Origin of the sequence: Janibacter endophyticus (assembly GCF_016888335.1) — a bacterium.
Taxonomy (GTDB): Bacteria; Actinomycetota; Actinomycetes; order Actinomycetales; family Dermatophilaceae; genus Marihabitans; species Marihabitans endophyticum.
Genome location: NZ_JAFEJG010000004.1, coordinates 1,498,582 through 1,520,208, shown reverse-complemented (window position 1 = coordinate 1,520,208; position 21,627 = coordinate 1,498,582). Strand labels below are relative to the sequence as shown.

20 protein-coding genes are annotated in these 21,627 nt (G+C 71.4%); 7 read left to right on the top strand and 13 right to left on the bottom strand.

The window, feature by feature from the left end:
• Positions 1 to 11 precede the first annotated feature (11 nt).
• The 7 genes from ispG to JNO54_RS07370 form a co-directional block, all read right to left on the bottom strand.
• Complete coding sequence (ispG, locus tag JNO54_RS07400; protein ID WP_204143319.1) at positions 12 to 1,172, bottom strand: flavodoxin-dependent (E)-4-hydroxy-3-methylbut-2-enyl-diphosphate synthase; 1,161 nt, start codon at positions 1,170 to 1,172, stop codon at positions 12 to 14.
• A 78-nt stretch (positions 1,173 to 1,250) separates the two neighbouring features.
• Positions 1,251 to 1,820: an AMIN-like domain-containing (lipo)protein gene (locus JNO54_RS07395; RefSeq protein ID WP_233703204.1), complete on the bottom strand. Its 570-nt coding sequence runs from the start codon at positions 1,818 to 1,820 to the stop codon at positions 1,251 to 1,253.
• Between the two features lie 101 nt (positions 1,821 to 1,921).
• On the bottom strand, positions 1,922 to 3,265 hold the full coding sequence (locus tag JNO54_RS07390) for a M50 family metallopeptidase (protein WP_233703203.1): 1,344 nt from the start codon (positions 3,263 to 3,265) through the stop codon (positions 1,922 to 1,924).
• Between the two features lie 4 nt (positions 3,266 to 3,269).
• Positions 3,270 to 4,466: a 1-deoxy-D-xylulose-5-phosphate reductoisomerase gene (dxr, locus tag JNO54_RS07385; RefSeq protein WP_204143318.1), complete on the bottom strand. Its 1,197-nt coding sequence runs from the start codon at positions 4,464 to 4,466 to the stop codon at positions 3,270 to 3,272.
• 20 nt (positions 4,467 to 4,486) lie between these two features.
• Positions 4,487 to 4,813, bottom strand: a complete 327-nt coding sequence (locus JNO54_RS07380; protein WP_204143317.1) for a barstar family protein — start codon at positions 4,811 to 4,813, stop codon at positions 4,487 to 4,489.
• On the bottom strand, positions 4,810 to 5,325 hold the full coding sequence (locus JNO54_RS07375; RefSeq protein WP_204143316.1) for a guanyl-specific ribonuclease: 516 nt from the start codon (positions 5,323 to 5,325) through the stop codon (positions 4,810 to 4,812). The genes JNO54_RS07380 and JNO54_RS07375 overlap by 4 nt, the downstream gene beginning before the upstream one ends.
• Positions 5,326 to 5,327: 2 nt before the next feature.
• Entirely contained in the window at positions 5,328 to 6,791 is a 1,464-nt protein-coding gene (locus JNO54_RS07370) for an NAD-dependent succinate-semialdehyde dehydrogenase (protein ID WP_204143315.1), read from the bottom strand.
• Between the two features lie 38 nt (positions 6,792 to 6,829).
• Here JNO54_RS07370 and JNO54_RS07365 point away from each other — a divergent pair, with 38 nt between their 5' ends.
• From JNO54_RS07365 to JNO54_RS07350, 4 genes are read left to right on the top strand one after another with little or no spacing between them, the layout of a single operon-like run.
• On the top strand, positions 6,830 to 7,273 hold the full coding sequence (locus JNO54_RS07365) for a pyrimidine dimer DNA glycosylase/endonuclease V (RefSeq protein ID WP_204143314.1): 444 nt from the start codon (positions 6,830 to 6,832) through the stop codon (positions 7,271 to 7,273).
• Positions 7,274 to 7,290: 17 nt separating this feature from the next.
• Positions 7,291 to 7,866: a hypothetical protein gene (locus JNO54_RS07360; protein WP_204143313.1), complete on the top strand. Its 576-nt coding sequence runs from the start codon at positions 7,291 to 7,293 to the stop codon at positions 7,864 to 7,866.
• Positions 7,867 to 7,901: 35 nt separating this feature from the next.
• Positions 7,902 to 10,049 (top strand): DUF6421 family protein, encoded by a 2,148-nt coding sequence (locus JNO54_RS14945; RefSeq protein ID WP_204143312.1) that lies wholly within the window; start codon positions 7,902 to 7,904, stop codon positions 10,047 to 10,049.
• Positions 10,046 to 11,116, top strand: a complete 1,071-nt coding sequence (locus JNO54_RS07350) for a threonine aldolase family protein (protein WP_204143311.1) — start codon at positions 10,046 to 10,048, stop codon at positions 11,114 to 11,116. Before JNO54_RS14945 ends, JNO54_RS07350 begins: the two co-directional genes overlap by 4 nt.
• Position 11,117: 1 nt before the next feature.
• On the opposite strand, the gene JNO54_RS07345 is transcribed toward JNO54_RS07350, so the two are convergent.
• The 6 genes from JNO54_RS07345 to JNO54_RS07320 form a co-directional block, all read right to left on the bottom strand.
• Complete coding sequence (locus JNO54_RS07345) at positions 11,118 to 12,428, bottom strand: saccharopine dehydrogenase family protein (protein ID WP_204143310.1); 1,311 nt, start codon at positions 12,426 to 12,428, stop codon at positions 11,118 to 11,120.
• A gap of 47 nt (positions 12,429 to 12,475) precedes the next feature.
• Complete coding sequence (locus tag JNO54_RS07340) at positions 12,476 to 13,267, bottom strand: ABC transporter permease (RefSeq protein ID WP_204143309.1); 792 nt, start codon at positions 13,265 to 13,267, stop codon at positions 12,476 to 12,478.
• Entirely contained in the window at positions 13,267 to 14,181 is a 915-nt protein-coding gene (locus tag JNO54_RS07335; RefSeq protein WP_204143308.1) for an ABC transporter permease, read from the bottom strand. The genes JNO54_RS07340 and JNO54_RS07335 overlap by 1 nt, the downstream gene beginning before the upstream one ends.
• Before the next feature lie 12 nt (positions 14,182 to 14,193).
• A complete protein-coding gene (locus JNO54_RS07330) occupies positions 14,194 to 15,312 on the bottom strand; it encodes an ABC transporter ATP-binding protein (protein ID WP_204143307.1) in 1,119 nt (372 codons plus the stop codon).
• Between the two features lie 48 nt (positions 15,313 to 15,360).
• Complete coding sequence (locus JNO54_RS07325) at positions 15,361 to 16,578, bottom strand: polyamine ABC transporter substrate-binding protein (protein WP_204143306.1); 1,218 nt, start codon at positions 16,576 to 16,578, stop codon at positions 15,361 to 15,363.
• A gap of 68 nt (positions 16,579 to 16,646) precedes the next feature.
• Complete coding sequence (locus JNO54_RS07320) at positions 16,647 to 18,095, bottom strand: gamma-aminobutyraldehyde dehydrogenase (RefSeq protein ID WP_307818104.1); 1,449 nt, start codon at positions 18,093 to 18,095, stop codon at positions 16,647 to 16,649.
• Positions 18,096 to 18,265: 170 nt separating this feature from the next.
• Here JNO54_RS07320 and JNO54_RS07315 point away from each other — a divergent pair, with 170 nt between their 5' ends.
• From JNO54_RS07315 to JNO54_RS07305, 3 genes are all read left to right on the top strand, one after another.
• Positions 18,266 to 18,757: an Lrp/AsnC family transcriptional regulator gene (locus tag JNO54_RS07315; RefSeq protein ID WP_204143304.1), complete on the top strand. Its 492-nt coding sequence runs from the start codon at positions 18,266 to 18,268 to the stop codon at positions 18,755 to 18,757.
• 70 nt (positions 18,758 to 18,827) lie between these two features.
• Entirely contained in the window at positions 18,828 to 20,222 is a 1,395-nt protein-coding gene (locus JNO54_RS07310) for an aspartate aminotransferase family protein (RefSeq protein WP_204143303.1), read from the top strand.
• 4 nt (positions 20,223 to 20,226) lie between these two features.
• Positions 20,227 to 21,600 (top strand): NAD(P)/FAD-dependent oxidoreductase, encoded by a 1,374-nt coding sequence (locus JNO54_RS07305; RefSeq protein ID WP_204143302.1) that lies wholly within the window; start codon positions 20,227 to 20,229, stop codon positions 21,598 to 21,600.
• The last annotated feature ends 27 nt before the right edge of the window (positions 21,601 to 21,627 follow it).

The window sequence follows — 21,627 nt, the reverse complement described above, 5'->3', positions numbered from 1 at the left end:
CCCTGAGTCTGTCAGCCGACGGTGACGCTCGGCGCGCTGGCCTCCTCGCCGTCGATCGGCTCGCCCATCTCCTCGGCGAGGCGCATGGCCTCCTCGATGAGGGTCTCGACGATCTGGGACTCGGGCACGGTCTTGATGACCTCGCCCTTGACGAAGATCTGCCCCTTCCCGTTGCCGGAGGCGACCCCGAGGTCGGCCTCGCGGGCCTCGCCGGGGCCGTTGACGACGCAGCCCATGACGGCGACGCGCAGCGGGACGGTCATGCCCTCGAGACCCGCGGTCACCTCGTCGGCGAGCTTGTAGACGTCGACCTGGGCGCGGCCGCAGGACGGGCAGGAGACGATCTCAAGCTTGCGGGGCCGCAGGTTGAGGCCCTGGAGGATCTGCAGGCCGACCTTGACCTCCTCGACCGGCGGGGCCGAGAGGGAGACGCGGATGGTGTCGCCGATGCCCTTGGAGAGCAGCGCACCGAAGGCGGTCGCCGACTTGATCGTGCCCTGGAAGGCGGGCCCGGCCTCGGTGACACCGAGGTGCAGCGGCCAGTCGCCCTTGCTCGCGAGCAGCTCGTAGGCCTGGACCATGACGACCGGGTCGTTGTGCTTGACCGAGATCTTGAAGTCGTGGAAGTCGTGCTCCTCGAAGAGGCTGGCCTCCCAGACCGCGGACTCGACGAGCGCCTCGGGCGTCGCCTTGCCGTACTTCTCGAGGAGCCGCTTGTCGAGCGAGCCGGCGTTGACGCCGATCCGGATCGAGGTGCCATGGTCCTTGGCGGTCCGGGCGATCTCCTTGACCTGGTCGTCGAACCTGCGGATGTTGCCCGGGTTGACGCGCACGGCCGCGCAGCCGGCCTCGATGGCCTGGAAGACGTACTTCGGCTGGAAGTGGATGTCGGCAATGACCGGGATCTGGCTGTGCTGCGCGATCTCGGCGAGCGCGTCGGCGTCGTCCTGGCTCGGGCAGGCGACGCGCACGATGTCGCAGCCGGCGGCGGTGAGCTCGGCGATCTGCTGGAGCGTCGTGTTGACGTCCGAGGTGAGGGTCGTCGTCATCGACTGCACGGAGATCGGGTGGTCGCTGCCGACCCCGACCTTGCCGACCTGGATCTGGCGGGTCTGGCGGCGGGGCGCGAGGACGGGTGCGGGGGCCTTCGGCATGCCGAGGGAGACAGTCATGGCTCCCATTATGCGCCGTTGCCCTGGGCGCACCCTGAGGGGCGGACCGGCCCGTCCCACAGGATGCGCGGTGTCAGGTCACCAGCGGTGGGCGACGTCGATGACGACCATGCGGATGGTGCCGCTGCGCATCGTCCACACGCGGAAGGGCAGCCGGGCGCGCACGCCCAGCCCGATCGTCGTCTGCCCCTCGAAGCTGCCGCCCCAGGCGACCTGCCGGAAGGTCCGGTAGCCGCTGACGTCGCGCAGCGCGAGCCGGTTGCGGGGGGTGTAGCCGCGCGGGTAGGAGGGTGCCCGCACGACGATCTGGAGGTCCGCGGCGCCACGAAGGGGGATGACCCGCCCCTCGCCGTCGGTCCGGAAGGTCCGGACGTAGCGCACGTCGTAGCCGGCGGCAGCGATCCCCCGCACGTCGACGACGAGCCTGTCGTAGCAGGCGTGCCGACCGGTGCGGACGTTGATCACCGGCCCGCGGACCATGGCGCTGCGGCGCTCCGGCAGCGAACCCCAGCCGGTGGGGCAGGCGGACGTCTCGAGGGGCGCGGCCCCGGACTGCGGCGCGAGGAGCGTCGCGGTGCCGAGCGCAGCGGTGCTGCTCACGGCGAGGCCGAAGGCTCGGCGGGTGACTGGTGCGCTCGGTGCTGGCATGGCGGGACCCCTGCTTCCCCGACCCGGCGGGTCGACCCCTTCGACCGTCCTCCGGACCCGGCCGCCCCGCAAGGCCTACCGGTGGGGAACCAGCCGAGCGGTCAGAGCAGGCTGATCGGCTTGACGATGTCGGCGTAGACGAGCAGCACCGTCATGGCGATGAAGGTCAGGGCGACCCCGTACGCGAGCGGGAGCGCCTTCGCGACGTCGACCGGGCCGGGGTCGGGCAGGCCCCGCACCCGGGCCCAGGTCTTCTTCACGCCCTCCCACAACGCCCCGGCGACGTGGCCGCCGTCGAGCGGGAGGAGCGGGATGAGGTTGAAGGCGAAGAGCATGAGGTTGAGGGAGCCGATGAGGCTGACGAGCATCATGAGCTTCTCCGCCGGGGTGCCGAACTCGTCCGAGCTCGCGACCTCGCCCGCGACCCGGCCGACACCGACGACAGACATGGGCCCCTCGGGGTCGCGCTCCTGGCCGCTGAACGCCGCCTGGTACACCCCGACGAGCTTCTGCGGGATCTTGCCGACGGCGGCGAAGGTCTGGCCGAGCATGTCGGCGAAGAGCCCGGGCACCGCGGTGGCCGGCTCCTTGACCCGCTCGACGCTCGGGGACGCACCGAGGAAGCCGACCTCTTCGAGCACGTACTCCCCCGCCGCGTCGGTGACGAAGCGACCGTCCTCGCCGATGCGGGGCTGCTCGAGCGACATCGGCGTCGCGACGAGCTCGGTGGTCGCGCCGCCCCGGGTGACGGTGAGGGTCATCTCCTGCTCCGCGTGGGCCCGGATCGCCGTCCGGACCTCGTCCCAGGTCTGCACGGCCTGGCCGTCGACGGCGGTGATGGTGTCGCCGGGGCGCAGCCCGGCGGCGTTGGCCGGCGCCGCAGGCATGTCCGGCGTGCACTCCTGCGCCGCGGTCTGACCGACCCGCTTGACGTCGACGCACTCGCTGACCGAGGACACGGTGGGGGTGGCCTGGGCGGTGCCGTAGAGCGTGAAGATCCCGCCGAAGATCAGGAAGGCGATGAGGAGGTTCATCATCGGCCCGCCGAGCATGACGGTGACCTTCTGGGGCACCGACAGCTTGTAGAAGAGACGGTCCTCGTCGCCGGGGCGGACCTCCTCGAAGGACTGCGCCCGCGCCTCGTCGGCGAGCTGGGTGAAGCGCCCGGTGCTCGAGGTGCGGATCGTGCCCGGCTCGTCGCCGGGCTTGGGCGGGAACATCCCGATCATCCGGATGTAGCCGCCGAGCGGGATCGCCTTGACGCCGTACTCGGTCTCGCCGTGGCGGCGCGACCAGATCGTCGGGCCGAAACCGACCATGTACTGGGGCACGCGGACCCCGAAGCGCTTCGCCGGCACGAGGTGCCCGATCTCGTGGAGCGCGATGGACAGCGCGATCCCCACGGCGATGATGAGCACCCCTGCGACGTACAGCATGAGGATCATCGTCTCACCCGGCGACGATCTGCGCTGCCACCTCTCGCGCCCACGCGTCGGCCCCGAGGACCCCGGCGAGGCTGTGCGCGTCGAACTGGCTGCTGTCGTGCCGGTCGACGACCGCCGCGACCGTGTCGACGATGCCGACGAAGGACAGCGCCCCGTCGTGGAAGGCGTCGACGGCGATCTCGTTGGCGGCGTTGTACACGGCGGGGAAGGTCCCACCGGCGGTCCCGACCTCGCGGGCCAGACGCACCGCGGGGAAGGCCTCGTCGTCGATCGGGGCGAAGTCCCAGCTCCAGGTCTGGGTCCAGTCGCTCGGCTCGTCGACATCGGGCAGCCGCTCCGGCCAGGACAGCCCGAGGGCGATCGGCACGAGCATGCGCGGCGGCCCCATCTGGGCGATCGTCGAGCCGTCGTGGAACTCGACCATGGAGTGGATCTGCTGCTGCGGGTGGACGACCGTGGCGATCCGGTCGAAGGGGATGTCGAAGAGCAGGTGGGCCTCGATGACCTCGAGCCCCTTGTTGACCAGGGTGGCCGAGTTCGTCGTGATGACCCGGCCCATGGCGAAGTTCGGGTGGGCCAGGGCCTCCTGCGGCGTCACCTCCGCGAGCTCTGCGCGGGTGCGGCCGCGGAAGGGGCCGCCGCTCGCGGTGACGACGAGCCGGCGGACCTCCTCAGCACGCCCTCCCCGCAGGCACTGGGCGATCGCCGAGTGCTCGGAGTCGACGGGCACGATCTGGTCGGGCGCCGCGACGTCGCGCACGAGCGGCCCGCCGATGATGAGCGACTCCTTGTTGGCCAGGGCCAGGGTGGCGCCCGCCCGCAGCGCGGCGAGCGTCGGACGCAGCCCGATCGCGCCGGTGATGCCGTTGAGGACGACGTCGGCGGGGCGGCCGGCGACCTCGGTCGCCGCGTCGGGACCCACGAGGACCTCGGGGTGGTACCCGCGGACCCCGGCCGCCGCGGCCGCGGCCGCGACGGCCGCGCGCAGTCCCCCTTCGTCCCCCGTCGCGGCAGCGACGAGCGGCGGGGTGAACCGGGCGGCCTGCTCTGCGAGCAGGGCGATGTTGGACCCTCCGGCGAGCGCGGCGACCTCGAAGCGCTCGGCGTGGGCGGCGATGACGTCGAGCCCCTGGGTCCCGATGGACCCCGTGGAGCCGAGGAGGGTGACCCGCGTGGGGCTGCTGGCGGTGGGTGTCGTCACCGGCCCATCATCCCAAGCGCTCAGCCGACGGCGACGGTGAGGCCCTCGCTCTCCATCTCGAGGTCGGCGAGCACCCCGAGCAGCCCGGCGTCGTCCGCCGCCTCCGACCCGGCGGCGGGGAGCCACAGCAGCGTCCACGGGCCCTCGTGCCGGTCGACGATGTCGAGGAGGCAGTCGTAGAGGGCGTCGAGGTTGCGGCCGAACCAGTCCGGCAGGTCGAGGGCCGCCTCGAAGGCGTCGTACGCGCTCTCCCGGTCGTGGCCGCCGTCGACGACGTGGAGGTGGAGGTTGCCGTGCATCGCCTCGACGAGCAGGGAGTCGACGGCCTCGGCGTCGAGACGGATCATCGGTCCTCCTCGACCTGGCGGAAGCTGTCGTAGTGGTCGTCGGTCCAGTAGACGTCCCCGTCGTCGCCGACGACGAGCCGCCGGGCACCCCGGTCGCGCTCGCCCGGTGTGCGCACCGTGTACTCCGCGTAGTAGCCGCGGGGCTGCAAGGGCAGGATCCGCTCACGGTTCTGGAAGGGGGTGCCGTCCCTGTCGTACGGGAACGGTCCGCCGCGGTGGATCAGCTCGAGGGTCTGGCGCCCCTCCCGGGGCAGCTCGGAGGCAACCATCGTCGGCAGCCCCGAGTCCGGGGTGCCTCGTCCCGTCGGGGACGAAGGGGTGGCCCGTCCCCCCGTCGGGGACGAAGGGGTGGCCCGTCCGGTCGTCGTGGACGAAGGGGTGGTGACGGACGCGGAAGACCCGGCGGACCCCCCTTCGCCCTCGGTCGCGTTGCCGAGGACCAGCCAGATCGCGAGCGCGACGAGCAGCAGGCCGGCGAGCAGCTGCAGCCGGCTCTTCCAGGGACGGCTCATCGCTAGAGGGCGATGCCGATGTACTTCGTCTCGAGGTACTCCTCGATGCCCTCGAAGCCGCCCTCGCGCCCGTAGCCGGAGTGCTTGACCCCGCCGAAGGGGGCCGACGGGTTGGAGACGATGCCCTGGTTGACGCCGACCATGCCGAACTCGAGCGCCTCGGCGACGCGGATGACGCGGGCGTTGTCCTGGGTGAAGACGTAGCCGACGAGCCCGTACTCGCTGGAGTTCGCGAGCTCGACGGCCTGCTCCTCCGTGGTGAAGGTGATGATCGGTGCGACCGGGCCGAAGATCTCCTCGCGCAGGACCCGCGCGTCCGCGGAGACCCCGGTGATGACGGTCGGCGGGTAGAACCAGCCCTTGCCGGTGGGCACCTCTCCGCCGGTGAGGATCTTCGCGCCGCCAGCGACCGCGTCGTCGACGAGCTCGGCGACACCGGTGCGGGCCTTCTCCGTGATGAGCGGCCCGACGTCGACCCCCTTCGCCGTGCCCTTGCCGACGTTGAGCGCACCCATCCGCTCGGCGAACCGCCGGCCGAACTCCTCGGCGACGCTCTCGTGGACGATGAAGCGGTTGGCGGCGGTGCACGCCTCGCCGATGTTGCGCATCTTCGCGAGCATCGCTCCGTCGACGGCCTTGTCGAGGTCGGCGTCCTCGAAGACGACGAAGGGGGCGTTGCCTCCGAGCTCCATCGACAGCCGGAGGAGCTGCTCGGCGGACTGCTCGACGAGCGCCTTGCCGACGCCGGTCGACCCGGTGAAGGTCAGCTTGCGCAGGCGCGGGTCGCGGATGATCGGCTCGGAGACGTCGCTCGAGTGGCTCGTCGTGATGACGTTGAGGACCCCGGCGGGAAGGCCGACCTCCTCGAGCGTCCTGGCGAGCAGGAGCATCGTCAGCGGGGTCTCGTGCGCGGGCTTGACGACGAGGGTGCAGCCGGCGGCGAGCGCGGGGCCGATCTTGCGGGTGCCCATGGCGAGCGGGAAGTTCCACGGCGTGATGGCGAAGGTCGGGCCGACCGGCTGCTTCGTCGTCACGAGGCGGGTCGCGCCGTCCGGGGCGACGGCGTAGCGGCCGTGGATGCGCACGGCCTCCTCGGCGAACCAGCGGAAGAACTCGTTGCCGTACTTCACCTCGCCCCGGGCCTCGGCGAGCGGCTTGCCCATCTCGAGGGTCATGAGCATCGCGAAGTGCTCGGCGCGCTCGGCGATGAGCTCGAAGGCTGCGCGGAGCAGCTCGGAGCGCTCGCGGGGCGCGACCTGGGCCCAGGCGGCCTGGGCGGCGACGGCGGCGTCGAGCGCGGCGGCCCCGTCGGCGACCGTCCCGTCGGCGACCTCGGCGAGGACCCGTCCGGTCGCGGGGTCGTGGACCTCGAAGGTCTGGCCGCTCGACCCGTCGCGCCACTCACCTCCGATGTAGAGCTGGGTGGGGGCGAGCTCGAGGGCTGACTTCTGCGTCACTGCGGCCATGAGCGCGATGGTAGTGCGGGCCGTGGTTGGGTGGTGCCATGAGGTTGTGGAGCCTGCACCCGAGCCTGCTCGACCGGGCCGCTCTTGTCGCGGGCTGGCGCGAGGGGCTGCTCGCCCAGGCCGTCCTCCTCGGCCGGACGAAGGGGTATCGCAGCCACCCGCAGCTCGACCGGTTTCGCGCGCTGCCGGACCCGGTGGTCGGGGTGGTGGGGTGGCTCGAGGGGCTGGCCGACGAGGCGGACGTGCGGGGGTACCGCTTCGACCGGGGGCGGCTGCACGCGGTCCCGGCTGCTGCGTCCCGGCCCCGCCTCGAGGTCACCGACGGGCAGCTCGCGCTCGAGCTGGAGCACCTGCGCGCCAAGGTCGCCGGGCGCTCCCCGGAGTGGCTGCCGCGGCTGCCCGGGCCGGCCGCGGCCGTCTTGCCGCACCCGATGATGGATGTCGTCCCCGGTCCCGTGGCGGCCTGGGAACGCGCGGTCTGACCTGGCACGCTGTCGGCGTGGACGAGGACATCTGGCAGGACCGGCTGCGGGCGATCCTGGAGGCACCGGACCGTGCTGCCGCGGTGCGCGCCGAGGTCGCGGCGGTCGAGGGCCATCTCCGGCGGCTCGAGGAGATCGCGACCGGGGCCGACGAGACGCCCGCCGCCCTCGAGGTCACCGACGTCGTGCTCGGCGCCGACGCGTGCGCGGGCGGCTGGGTCGGCGTGCTCCTCGAGCCGGGAGCGCCCCGGCCGCGGGTGCTCCTCGCCTCGAGCCTCGACGCGCTCGTCGAGATGGTCCGCGAGTCGGTCGAGCCCGCCGTCGTGGCGCTGACGACCGAGCACCCCGAGGTCCGTCCGCTCCGGATGCACCACCCGCGCCTGCGGGTCACGACGACCCAGGCGGCCCCCTTCGCCGCGGTCGAGGAGCTCGAGGCGGCGGGCCTGGCCCGCCCCTCGGTCCTCGCCGGTCGCGGCTACGACGAGGGCGACGTCCTCGCCGCCTGCGCCGCCGCGGTCGACGCCCTTCGAGGCTCCTCGCGGGGCTCGTCGCAGCGTCCGGTTGCCGAAGGATCTCCCGTCCTGGCACGCTGACACCGTCAATCTTCCCGCGATCCGAGAGGTCCGCCGTGCACGACTTCGCGACCGTCCTCATCGACCAAGCCCACAGCAGCGCCTGGTCGACCGACCCGGCGCGCGCCGCGACGATGAACCCGGCCAACCCCGCCGACGCCTCGCTCGCGCTCGCCGTCGCCGCTCTCACCGAGCGCGGCATGGCCGTGCGTGACCACTCCACCGGGGAGCTCGACGCCGCCGCCCTCGCCGGCGTCGCCGTCCTCGTCGTCGCCCACCCGGCCGACGCCGCGAGCGAGCGGGTCGCCGGTGACCTCCCGCCGGTCTACTCCCCCGCCGAGATCGAGGCGATCACCGCGCACGTCGCCGCGGGCGGCGGGCTCGTCGTCCTCGCGGAGTGCGACCACAAGGCGCACGGCAACAACCTCGACGAGCTGCTCGCCCCCTTCGGCCTGGCGATCACGAGCACCCTGGTCCACGAGAGCGCCGACTCCGGCCGCCGCCACCGGGACAACGCGACGTGGGTGCTCCCCGAGCTCGCCACCGGGCACGCGGGCGGGCAGGGCGTGCTCTCCGGCGTCGGGTCGCTGTGCTTCTACCGCTCCGGCGCGATCGACGTGACCGGCGCGGCGGACGCCCGCGTCCTCGCCCGCTCGGGCGCCACCGCCCACCCGGCGGCCGCGCCGCTCGCCGTCACCGTGACCCACGGCGAGGGCCGGGTCGTCGTCCTCGCCGACTCCGACCTCGTCGGCGACGACTCGATCGCCGACCTCGACCACCGCCGCTTCTGGACCAACCTCGTCACCTGGGCAGCGGTCCCCGCCGCCCGCGAGGACGACGGGACGGCCACCCCTTCGTCCGGCCGGACCGTCGACACCCCCGAGTGGGGCGCGCTCAAGGCCGCCGTCGAGGAGCTGCGGCTCCTCCAGGGCAAGGACGGGAGCATCGGCGAGGAGCACCGTGACGCCCTCCCCCGCGCGAGCGAGCTCGTCGCGACGATCCGCGAGTCCGTCGCCGCGCTCGCGCCGCGCTTCCCGCACGACGCCGGCTACCTCGCCGCGCTCGACACCGACCTCGCGCGCTGGGTCGACGAGGGCTTCGGCGTCCCGGACTTCCTCGACAGCCTCGTGCTCTTCCGCCCGGAGGAGCACCGGGTCGACGGCACCGAGCACCTCGTCGTCTTCCCGATGTACACGCAGAACGGCAACCTCGACCGGGTCTTCGAGGCGGTGCTGCTCGACGTCGTGTGGCCGCAGTGGCTCGCCGACGTCGAGGCGCAGCAGCCCAACAGCGCCTTCCTCCCGGTGACCTTCACCGACTTCACGCCCGGCTACGACACGAACTCCGCCGTCCTCTTCCCCGAGACCGTCGCCGTGCGCGAGGTCCCGCGGTTCACCTGGGGCGCGATCTTCTGCGACCGCGAGGCTGCACGCTTCCGCGAGGTGACCGCCGCGGCCGCCGAGACGCTCGGGCTGCAGATGCCGCCGGAGGGCGAGCAGCTCGTCGCCAGCCAGGCGCTCGCGCAGTCCACCTTCGCGATGTGGGACCTCATCCACGACCGCACGCACAGCCACGGCGACCTGCCCTTCGACCCCTTCATGATCAAGCAGCGCATGCCGTTCTGGATGTACGCGCTCGAGGAGCTGCGCTGCGACCTCAACACCTTCCGGGTCGCGGTGCAGATGGACGCCCAGGGTCACCCGTACGCGCGGCCGGTGCAGCTCGCGATCCTCTTCGACCGGCTCTTCCGCTTCCCGATCACCGGCGACCGCGTGCGCAACTACGACGGGCTCGGCGGGCAGCTGCTCTTCGCCTGGCTGCACAAGCAGGGCGTGCTGCGCTGGACCGACAACACGCTCTCCTTCGACTGGGCGGCGCTGCCGGCCGCGGTCGTCGCGCTCTCCGACACCGTCGAGGAGCTCTACCGCACGGGCATCGACCGCAACCGGGTCGGTCACTGGCGGGCCGCGTACGAGCTCGTCGCGAGCTACGTCGCGCCGCACCCCGGGTCGACCTGGGCGAAGGGGTTGACCAATCCGTCGGTCCTGCCGCTCGACGGCCCGCCGAAGGGTCTGACCGACCTCGTCCTGCCCGACGAGTTCCCGCTCAACGTCTTCTACGAGGCGCTGAGCAAGAAGCTCGCGGCGACGATCGAGGGGACGAGGGGGATCACCGGCGCCTCGGGTGCGAGGATCGCCGCGTGAGCGACGCAACCACCACCCCTTCGCCCCTGCACGACACCACGGTCCGCGGCTTCGCCAGCGACAACTACGCCGGCGTGCACCCCGAGGTCCTCGCCGCGATCGCCGCGGCCAACGGCGGCCACCAGGTCGCGTACGGCGAGGACGACTACACGGCGAGGCTGCAGGAGGTCATGCGCGGCCTGCTCGGCGAGCACGTCGAGACCTACCCGGTCTTCAACGGCACGGGGGCCAACGTCGTCGCGCTCCAGGCGGCGACCGACCGCTGGGAGTCGGTGATCTGCACGACGAGCGCGCACATCCACGTCGACGAGTGCGCGGCGCCCGAGCGGGTCGGCGGGCTCAAGCTGCACGCCGTGCCGACCCCGGACGGCAAGCTGACGACCGACCTCATCGACACGGTGCCGGTCCGCGACGGCGACGAGCACTGGCCGCAGGTGCGCGTCGTCTCGATCACGAACTCCACCGAGGTCGGCACGGTCTACTCCCCCGACGAGATCCGGGCGATCGCCGACCACGTCCACGCGCGTGGTCTCGTGCTCCACCTCGACGGCTCCCGCATCTCGAACGCCGCTGCGGCACAGGGGGTCTCGCTGCGCGAGCTCGTCGCAGACACGGGCGTCGACCTGCTCTCGCTCGGCGGGACGAAGGCGGGCGCGATGCTCGCCGAGGCCGTCGTCGTGCTCTCCCCCGACCGTGTGCGCGGCATGCCGTACCTGCGCAAGCAGTCGATGCAGCTCGCGAGCAAGATGCGCTTCGTCTCGGCCCAGCTGCTCGCGCTCTACGAGGGCGACCTGTGGCTGCGCAACGCGGGCCAGGCCAACGCGATGGCCCGTCGGCTCGAGGTGGCGGTGCGCGACATCGACGGCGTGCGGCTGACGACGGCGGTCCAGGCCAACGCGGTCTTCCCGATCCTCGACGCCGAGGTCGCCGACCGGCTGAGCGAGCGCTTCCGCTTCTACCCCTGGGACGAGGCGCTCGGCCAGTACCGCTGGATGTGCGCCTGGGACACCACCGAGGCCGATGTCGACGCCTTCGTCGCGGCGCTGCGTGAGGAGCTCGCCCGCTGACCTACGGGAGGGACGAAGGGGGTGAGGGGTCGCGCTCCTCGATCCCCCACGGGGAGCCGTAGCCCTCGGGCTTCTCGGCCGCGAGGAGGTCGAGGAAGGGACGGGCGGGGAAGGCCTCGGGGCCGAGCACCCCGGTCCCGGACCACTCCCCCTTCGCGAGCAGCTCGAGGGCGACGACGGGGTTGATCGCCGTCTGCCAGACGACGGCCTGGGCGTCGTACTCGCGCATCGAGGTCTCGTTGTCGACGACGTGGTAGAGGTACACCGCGCGCGGCTGCCCGTCCGTGCCGGTGCCGGTCACGTAGAGGCCGGCGCACGTCTTGCCGGTCATCCGCGGACCGATCGTCGCAGGGTCGGGCAGGCACGCGGCGACGACGTCGCGGGGGCTCACCTCGACGCCCTTGACGCGCACCGGCTCGGTCGAGTCCAGGCCGAGCGCGCGCAGCTGCCGGAGCATCGCGATCATCTCCTCGCCGAGCCCGTACTTGAAGGTGACCCGCTGCGCCTCGACCCAGCGCGGCATGAGGAGCACCTCCTCGTGCTCGACGTGGACGCACTCGACCGGCCCGATGCCCTCGGGGAAGTCGAAGACCTCCGGCTCGGCGAAGGGCGGCAGCGTGAAGAAGCCCGCCTCCACGTCGACCGACCCGTCCGGCTGCGTCGCCCGCTCCCGCTCCCACACAACCGGCGGGTTGAGGCACTCCTCGATGATCGTCCACATCGAGAAGCCCGGCGCGAAGACCTCGTTGCCGTCCTCGTCGTGGACGACGAGGTTCGCCCCGTCACGGGTGCCGAGCTCGTCGATCTCGGAGAAGAGCTCGTCGGCGGCGTGCCGGGCGAAGACGTCCGAGAGACCGGGCTCGACACCGATGCCGACGAGGGCCAGCCGCCCGTCCGCCTCCCACTCGCCGGCCTGGGCCAGCTGCTCGTCGCCGAGCTTGACGCCCACCTCCTCGTACGGCCGCTCCGGGTGCGGCCGAGAGAGAGACATCGCCATGTCGAGGTAGTCGGCGCCCGCCGCGCGTGCGCCCGCGAAGATCGGCATGACGAAGCGCGGGTCGACCGCGTTGAAGACGTGGGTCGCGCGGTGCTCCCGGGCGAGGGCGGCGACGGCCTCGCCGTCCGAGGCGTCGACCTGCGCGGCCACGAGACGTGACTCCCCACCCTTTCGCCCTGACGCCGAGGCGACCGTCGCCTCCGCCCGGCCGAGGTCGTGGTCCGCCACCACCCACTGCTCGAAGAAGTCGCGCTCGACGGCGATCTTGGCCGCGGCGTCGCCGACGCCGCCGGCGCCGATCATGAGGACCCGCATGGCACTGCCCTTTCCGTGGATGACTGCTGGTGGCTGGCCGGCGCGGGTCACGCCCTGCGCTCACGTCGCATCGAGAAGAGGTGCCCGATGACGACGATGAGCAGCGCGGTCAGGAACATCACCGTGCCGATGACGAAGATCTCGACCGGGGTGCCCCGCTGTGCGGCGCCCCAGACGTACATCGGGAAGGTGATCGACGAGGGGCTCGCGTTGAAGTTCGTGATGATGTAGTCGTCGAACGACAGCGAGAACGCGAGCAGCGCACCGGCGAGGATGCCCGGGGCTGCGAGCGGCAGGGTCACCCGCAGGAAGGTCTGGAAGGCGTTCGCCCCGAGGTCGGCCGCGGCCTCCTCGAGCCGCGGATCGAGCGAGCTGACCCGTGCCTTGACGGCGACGACGACGAAGGACAGGCAGAACATGATGTGCGCGATGGTGATGTTCAGCGCGCCGGAGGGCAGGCCTGCCATGACGAAGAGGGTGAGCAGGCTCGAGCCCATGACGACCTCCGGCGTGGCCATCGGCATGAAGATCAGCAGGTTCGTCGTCGACCGGCCCCGGAATCGGTGCCGTCCGAGGGCGAAGGCGACCAGGGTGCCGAGGATCGTCGCGACCACCGACGCGGTGATCCCGACCCGGAGGGAGAGTCCGAGCGCCTCGCAGATCCCGGGGCTGCCGCACGGGTTGAGCCAGGCGTCCGCCGAGAACTCGTTCCACTCGTAGTTGTAGCGGCCACGGGGCTTGTTGAACGAGAAGAGCGCGACGACGAGGTTGGGGACGAGGAGGAAGGCGAGCGTCCCCATGGCTGCGAAGAGCAGCAGGTGCTTCTTGATCCACAGCATCAGACCAGCTCCTCCGTCCCGGCCTTGCGGACATAGATCCCGACGAGCGTGACGATCATGAGCAGGAGGACGAAGGACAGCGCCGCGGCCTTCGGGTAGTCGAGCACCCGGAGGAAGAGGCTGTCGATGACCTGGCCGATCATCACGGTGTTGGTGTTGCCGAGCAGCCGCGAGTTGATGTAGTCACCGGCCGCCGGGATGAAGGTCAGCAGCGTGCCGGCGACGACACCGGGCAACGACAGCGGCCAGATGACGTGCCGGAAGGTCTGCCAGCCGGACGCGTAGAGGTCGCGCGCGGCCTCCATGAGCCGCGGGTCCAGCCGGTCGAGCGTGGCGAAGAGCGGGAGGATCATGAACGGCAGGAAGTTGTACGTCAGACCCGCCATGACCGCGAACCGGCTGTTGAGCAGCGTCGCTCCGTTGGAGAGGTCGAGGAGGTTGAGCAGCGCCATGAAGCCGGTCGCCTCGGCGACGTCGCTGACGATGCCGCCGTCGCTGAGGATGATCCGCCAGGCCAGCGTCCGGATGAGGAAGCTCGTGAAGAACGGCGCGATGACGAGGATGAGGAGGATGTTCTTCCACCGGCCCGCCTTCTGCGCCATGTAGTAGGCCAGCGGGTACGCGAGGACGAGTCCGACGATCGTCGCTGTCGCCGCGTAGCCGACCGAGCGGAGCAGGTGCGGCCAGTACTCCGAGACCGCCTCGGGGTAGACCCCGACGTTGCCGGTGACGACGTAGCCGTCGTAGACGTTGCCCTCCTGCACCGACTGCGAGCCGAGGGTGAACATCGGCGCGGCGTAGAAGACGGCGAGCCAGAGCAGGCCCGGCAGGAGGAGCGCGTACGGGACCCAGTTCCGCCGTGCCTTGCGCGAGGGCGCCACCGCACCACCGACGGTGGCAGACATGTTCGCCATGACTACCCCCTCTCAGCCGGCCTGGAGGCCGGTGTCGAGCAGACCCGCGTCCTCGTCCTGGTTCGCGTCGAGGACGAACTCGCTGCCCGGCTCCCAGGAGACCGGCACCTCTTCGCCGACGCTCGCCCGCGGAGAGCCGTCGTTCGCCTGGACGAGGGTGACCTCGAAGCCCCACGGCAGCCGGACGAGGTACTGCGTCGCCGCACCCGTGAAGGAGGCGTCGGTGACCGTGGCGGTCAGCTGGTTGCGGCCGCTGTGCCCGAGCCGCAGCTTCTCCGGGCGGACACCGACGAAGACCTCCGTGACGCCCTCGGGGACGCGGTCCTTCGCGACGAGGATCTCGTGGCCGTGGGTGTCGGCGGTGACGAGCCCCTCGCCCGCCTCGCCGGTGATCCGTGAGGTGAGGAGGTTGGACTGGCCGAGGAAGTTCGCCACGAAGGTCGAGCGCGGGTGGTCGTAGAGCTCGGCCGGCGACCCGACCTGCTCGAGGCGGCCCGCACTCATCACCGCGACCGTGTCGGCCATCGTCATGGCCTCCTCCTGGTCGTGGGTGACGTGGATGAAGGTGATCCCGACCTCTGCCTGGATCTTCTTCAGCTCGATCTGCATCTGGCGGCGCAGCTTGAGGTCGAGCGCACCGAGCGGCTCGTCGAGGAGGAGGACGTCGGGCCGGTTGACGAGCGCCCGGGCCAGCGCGACCCGCTGCTGCATGCCGCCGGAGAGCTGGGTCGGGCGCTTCTTCGAGGTGTGCCCGAGCTGGACGAGGTCGAGCGCCTCCTGCGCCTTGGCCATCGCCTCCTTGTCACCGCGACGCTTGAGGCCGAAGGCGACGTTGTCGATGATCTTCATGTGCGGGAAGAGCGCGTAGCTCTGGAAGACCGTGTTGACGTTGCGCTTGAAGGCCTTGACCTCGGTGATGTCCTGGTCACCGATGAGGATCCGCCCGGAGGTGGGGTCCTCGAGCCCGGCGATCATCCGCAGGGTCGTGGTCTTGCCGCACCCCGAGGGACCGAGCAGCGCGAAGAAGGAGTTGTCCGGGATCGTCAGGTCCAGCGGGTGCACCGCGGTGAAGTCGTCGAACTCCTTGCTCAGCTGCTCCAGGCGCAGGTCGCCTGACATGCGGTCGGTCATCGCACCCTCTCCGGTCGGGTCTGTCGTGGGCTGTCTGCGGGACGCGGCTCAGCCGACGACGATCGCCTGGTACTTCGCGGTGAAGTCGGTCTCCTCCTCGTCGCTGAGGCCCCGGAAGACGTGGGCCCGCGACAGGGTCTCCTCGGAGGGGGCGATGAGCTGGTTCTTGCCGAGCTCGGGGTCCAGGGCGGCGAGCTTCTCCTCGGTCCCGGTGACCGGCGGGATGTAGTTGACCCAGGCCGCGACCTCAGCCATGACCTCGGGGTCGAAGTAGTGGTTGATGAGCAGCTCGGCGTTCTTCTTGTGCTTCGCCATGGCCGGGATGACGAAGTTGTCGGACCAGATCGTGAAGCCCTTCTGTGGCAGCGCGTACCCGAGCTTGGGGTTGTCGAACTGGAGCTGGACGACGTCACCGGTCCAGGCGATGCACGCCGCGATGTCGCCCGAGGCGAGCGACTGGGTGTACTCGTTGCCCGTGAAGCCCTGGAGCTGACCACGGTCCTTGGCGTCCTGGATGTATGCGATCGCCTCGTCGAAGTCCTCGGCCGTGAAGCTCGTGATGTCCTTGCCGAGCTCGAGCAGGACGAGACCGACGGTGTCGCGCATCTCGGTGAGCAGCGTGACGCGGCCCTTGATCGAGGTGTCGTTGAAGAGCTGGTCGATCGACTCGATCTTCTTGCCGCCCGTCGAGGCCGGGTTGTACGCGATTCCGGCGAAGCCCGACTGCCACGGCAGGGAGAACTTCCGGCCCGGGTCGAACTCGACGTCCGAGAGCGACTCGACGACGTTCCCACCGTTGGGGATGTTGTCATAGCTCAGCTCCTGGACGTAGCCCTGGCGGATGAGTCGGGAGACCATCCAGTCGGTGCTGCACCACACGTCGCGGCCGGTGTCGTCGCCGGCCTCGAGCAGCGGCCGGACCTTGGCGTAGAACTCGTCGTTGTCGTTGTAGTCCTCGGTGTACCGCACCTCGATGCCGGTCGCCTTGGTGAAGGCCTCGATCGACGGGCGCTTGCCGTTGTCGTCCACGTCGATGTACTCCGGCCAGTTGGACCAGCTGACGACCTTCTCCGAGTCCGAGAGGTCTTCGGCTGACGCCGCGGCGGACGGGCTGCCGGAGCCCGCGGTCCCCCCGCCCTTGCCCTCGCTGCCGCAGGCCGACAGCCCGAGCACCCCTAGTCCGGCCAAGCCGAGAACGGCCGTGCGGCGGCTGACGAGCCCGCGTGCGAGAGCGGCGCGGAAGGCGAGGTCGTTCATGTCGTTCATGTCGGTGGTCCTTCGTGCTGGGGTGGGGTCGGGGGTGGGTGCGACGGGCGGGGCGAAGGGGTGGTGCCTCAGCTGTCGATGTTGGCCATGACGTGCTTGATGCGGGTGTAGTCCTCGAAGCCGTACATCGACAGGTCCTTGCCGTAGCCGGACTTCTTGAAGCCGCCGTGCGGCATCTCGGCCACCAGGGGGATGTGGGTGTTGATCCACACGCAGCCGAAGTCGAGGCGCTTGCTCATCCGCATCGCGCGCCCGAAGTCCTTGGTCCAGACCGAGGAGGCCAGGCCGTACTCGACGCCGTTAGCCCAGCGCACCGCCTCGTCCTCGTCGGAGAACCTCTGCACGGTGATGACGGGGCCGAAGATCTCGTTCTGGATCACCTCGTCGTCCTGGTGGAGGCCCGAGACGACCGCGGGGCTGAGGTAGAAGCCCTCGCCGAGCTCGGTGAGCCGCGAGCCGCCGGCCGCGAGGTTCGCGTGGTCCGGGAGCCGCTCGAGGAAGCCGGAGACCTTGGCGAGCTGGTCCTTGTTGTTCACCGGGCCGAGGAGCGCGTCCTCGTCGTCGGGCAGGCCGACCTTGGCCTCGTTCTTGGCGAACTCGGCGAGCGCGGCGACGAACTCGTCGTGGATGCCGGGCGCGACGAGCACCCGGGTCGCGGCGGTGCAGTCCTGACCGGCGTTGAAGTAGCCGGCGGTGCCGATGCCCTCGACGGCCGCCTCGATGTCGGCGTCGTCGAAGACGACGACGGGCGCCTTGCCGCCGAGCTCGAGGTGCGCCCGCTTGAGGTTGCGCGCCGCGGACGCGGCCACCTCGATGCCGGCCCGGACGGACCCGGTGATCGCGACGAGCCCCGGGGTGTCGTGCTCGACGAGGGCGCGGCCGGTCTCCCGGTCCCCCATGACGACGTTGAAGACACCGGCGGGCATGTGCTCGGCGGCGATCTCGGCCATGAGCAGCGTCGTCTCTGGGGTGGTGTCGCTCGGCTTGAGGACGATGGTGTTGCCGGCCGCGAGGGCGGGGCCGATCTTCCAGGCGGCCATCATCATCGGGTAGTTCCACGGGGTGACCTGGCCGACGACGCCGATCGGCTCACGGCGGATCCAGCTCGTGTGGCCCTTCATGTACTCCGCGGAGGCCCGGCCCTCGAGCACGCGTGCCGCTCCGGCGAAGAAGCGCAGCTGGTCGCACATCACCGGCACCTCCTCGGAGGCGGTGAGCGCGAAGGGCTTGCCGGTGTTCTCCGCCTCGAGGTGGATGAACTCCTCGGCCCGGGCCTCGATGGCGTCGGCGAACCGCAGCAGTGCGGTCTGGCGCTCCCCGGGCGTCGTCTCCCCCCACTCCCCCTCGAAGGCCTTCGCCGCGCTCGCATAGGCGGCGTCCACGTCCTCCTGGCTCGAGATCGGCGCGATGGCGACGACCTGGCCGGTCGAGGGGTTGATCAGCTCGCTGGTGCTCTCGCCGGCCGCATCGACGTACTGCCCGTCGACGAAGTTGCGCAGAGTGCGGGGCTGGGTCACGACAACATCCTTCCGGTGGGGGTGATGTGACGTAGACGATAGAGCGCGGTTGCTCATATCGACAGGGTTTGCGTCCAAGAGTTACGAGAACATCAGATCAGGCCGATGTTTCGTGCGGATTTCGTGGCTGTCACCTTGCGTCGCAGATGATCTGCACCCACGATGGGGCAATGTCCGCCGACACCGACGACCGCGCCGGCCGCCACGCGGAGCCCTTCCGGCTCGACGAGCTGAGCAAGAAGATCATCGAGCACCTCCAGGTCGACGGCCGCCAGCCCTACGCGACGATCGCCAGGGCCGTCGGGCTCTCAGAGGCCGCCGTCCGCCAGCGCGCCCAGCGGATGCTCGAGGCCGGGTTCATGCAGATCGTCGCCGTCACCGACCCGCGGCAGGTCGGCTTCACCCGCCAGGCGATGATCGGCCTGACCGTCGAGGGGGCCCTCTCCCCTGTGGCCGACGCCCTCGCCGAGATGCCGGCCGTCGACTACGTCGTGACCACCGCCGGCAGCTTCGACATCCTCGCCGAGGTCGTCTGCGAGGACGACGAGGAGCTGCTCGCCCTGCTCAACGAGCAGATCCGGGTCATCCCTGGCGTGCGGACCACCGAGACCTTCGTCTACCTCCGCCTCGACAAGCAGCACTACGACTGGGGCACCCGATGACTGGCCGCACCTGACCGAGCCCTGCCCCGACGACCGACCGACAGCAGACCCACGACCGCAGGAGCCCCGCATGACCACCCCCGCCGGCACCACCCCCTTCGGCACCCCCTACGCCGAGGCGGTGCGCGACCACCTGTGGATGCACTTCACCCGCCACGGGCCGCTCGAGCACGGCGCCGAGGTGCCCGTCATCGTCAGGGGCGAGGGCCACCACGTCTACGACGACCGGGGCAAGGAGTACATCGACGGGCTCGCCGGGCTCTTCGTCGTCCAGGTCGGTCATGGCCGCACCGAGATCGGCGAGGCGATGGCCCGTCAGTCCCAGGAGCTCGCGTTCTTCCCGCTGTGGGCCCACGCCCACCCCCGCGCCATCGAGCTCGCCGAGCGGGTCGCCCGCCTCGCGCCCGGCGACCTCGACCGGGTCTTCTTCACGAGCGGTGGCGGCGAGGCCGTCGAGTCGGCGTGGAAGCTCGCGAAGCAGTACTTCAAGCTCGTCGGCAAGCCGGGCAAGCACAAGGTCATCTCCCGCGCCGTCGCCTACCACGGCACGACCCAGGGAGCCCTCTCGATCACCGGGATCCCACCGCTCAAGGAGGCCTTCGAGCCGCTCGTCCCCGGCGCGCACAAGGTGCCCAACACCAACGCCTACCGGGCACCGGCCCCCTTCGACACGGACGAGAAGGCCTTCGGCCGCTGGGCCGCGGACCAGATCGGCGCGGCGATCGAGATGGAGGGGCCGGACACCGTCGCGGCCGTCTTCCTCGAGCCGGTGCAGAACGCCGGTGGCTGCTTCCCGCCCCCGCCCGGCTACTTCGAGCGGGTCCGCGAGATCTGCGACGAGCACGACGTGCTGCTCGTGAGCGACGAGGTGATCTGCGCCTTCGGCCGGGTCGGCGCGATGTTCGGCGCCGACGCCTTCGACTACCAGCCCGACATCATCACCTGCGCCAAGGGCCTGACCTCCGGCTACGCCCCGCTCGGCGCGATGATCGCGAGCAACCGGCTCTTCGAGCCCTTCCGCCAGGGCACCACGTCCTTCGCGCACGGCTACACCTTCGGCGGGCACCCGGTCGCCGCGGCCGCCGCGATGGTCAACCTCGACATCTTCGAGCGCGAGGGGATCATCGAGCACGTCCAGGAGAACGCCCCCGCCTTCCGGGGCGCGCTCGAGCGCCTGCTCGACCTGCCGATCGTCGGCGACGTCCGCGGCGAGGGCTACTTCTACGGGATCGAGCTCGTCAAGGACCGGACGACCAAGGAGACCTTCAGCGCCCAGGAGTCCGAGGACCTCCTGCGCGGCTTCGTCTCCCCGGCGCTGCTCGAGGCCGGGCTGTACTGCCGCGCCGACGACCGCGGCGACCCCGTCATCCAGCTCAGCCCGCCGCTGACGATCGGACCGGAGGAGTTCGACGACATCGAGCAGCGGCTGCGCTCGGTCCTCACGGCGGCGAGCGCGCGGCTGTGACGGGGTGACCGGACCGCTGTGGTGGGAGGGCGCCGCCCCGCCGGCCCCTCCCCCTTCGCTCCCCGGCTCGGTCGACGTCGCGATCGTCGGCGGCGGGCTCACCGGGCTGTGGAGCGCCTACTACCTGCTGCGGACCCGGCCGGACCTCGGCGTGCTCGTCCTCGAGGCCGAGCACGTCGGCTTCGGGGCGAGCGGACGCAACGGCGGGTGGGTCTCCGCGCTCTTCCCGGTGTCGGCGGACGCCCTCGCGGCTCGCCACGGCCGGGTGGCCGCCGAGCGGATGCTCGAAGCCCTCGTCCGCACCGTCGACGAGGTCGGCTCCGTGGCCCAGGACGAAGGGGTGGACGCCGGCTTCGTCAAGGGCGGCACCCTGGTCCTCGCCCGGGGCGAGGCGCAGGCCGCCCGGGCGATGGACGAGGTCATCGCCGACGACGCGTGGGGCGTCGGGACGACCTGGCTGGACCGGGAGGAGACGCAGGAGCGCTTCGCGGTCGCCGATGCTCCTGGTCGCCCGGTCCTCGGCGCGACGGTCAACCCGCACTGCGCCCGGGTGCAGCCCCGTCGTCTCGTCGACGGGCTGGCGGCGGCCGTGCGCCGACGTGGTGGCGTCGTGGCCGAGGGGTGCCCGGTGGCCGACGTCCGGGCGACCACCGGCGGCTCGGAGGTCGTGCTCCGCGGCGGCGAGGTCGTCCGGGCCGCCACCGTCGTGCGGGCCACGGAGGCCTGGACTGCGACGCTCCCTCGGCTGCGGCGCCGGCTCGCGCCGGTCTACTCGCTCATGGTGGCCACGGCGCCCCTCACGGCCGAGCAGTGGTCGCGGGTCGGACTCGAGGGGCGTGAGGTCTTCGCCGATCACGGGCGCTCGATCATCTACGGGCAGCGCACCGTCGACGACCGCATCGCCTTCGGGGGGCGGGGCGCGCCGTACCACCTCGGGTCACGGGTGGCGCCCCGGTTCGACCGCGACGAGCGGGTGTTCGCCGCGCTCCGGTCCGAGCTGCGCTCCCTCCTGCCGGACCCCGACCTGAGGTTCACCCACGCCTGGGGCGGGCCGCTGGCGATCCCCCGTGACTGGCACCCCGCCGTCGGCTACGACCGCGCGGCCGGCGTCGCGTGGGCTGGCGGGTACGTCGGCGACGGCGTCGCGGCGACCAACCTCGCCGGCCGGACGATCGCCGACCTCGTCACCGGCGTGGAGAGCGAGCTCACCACGCTGCCCTGGGTGGAGCACCGGTCGCCCCGCTGGGAGCCAGAACCCTTGCGCTGGTTGGGGATCAACGCCGGCCTGCGGGGCGCGGCTCTCGCGGACGCGCAGGAGACCCGGACCGGCCGCCCGGCGGCCGTCGGCAGGATCGTCGACCGTCTCACCGGGCACTAAACCCCTGCGGAGGCACTCTCTCGGGTC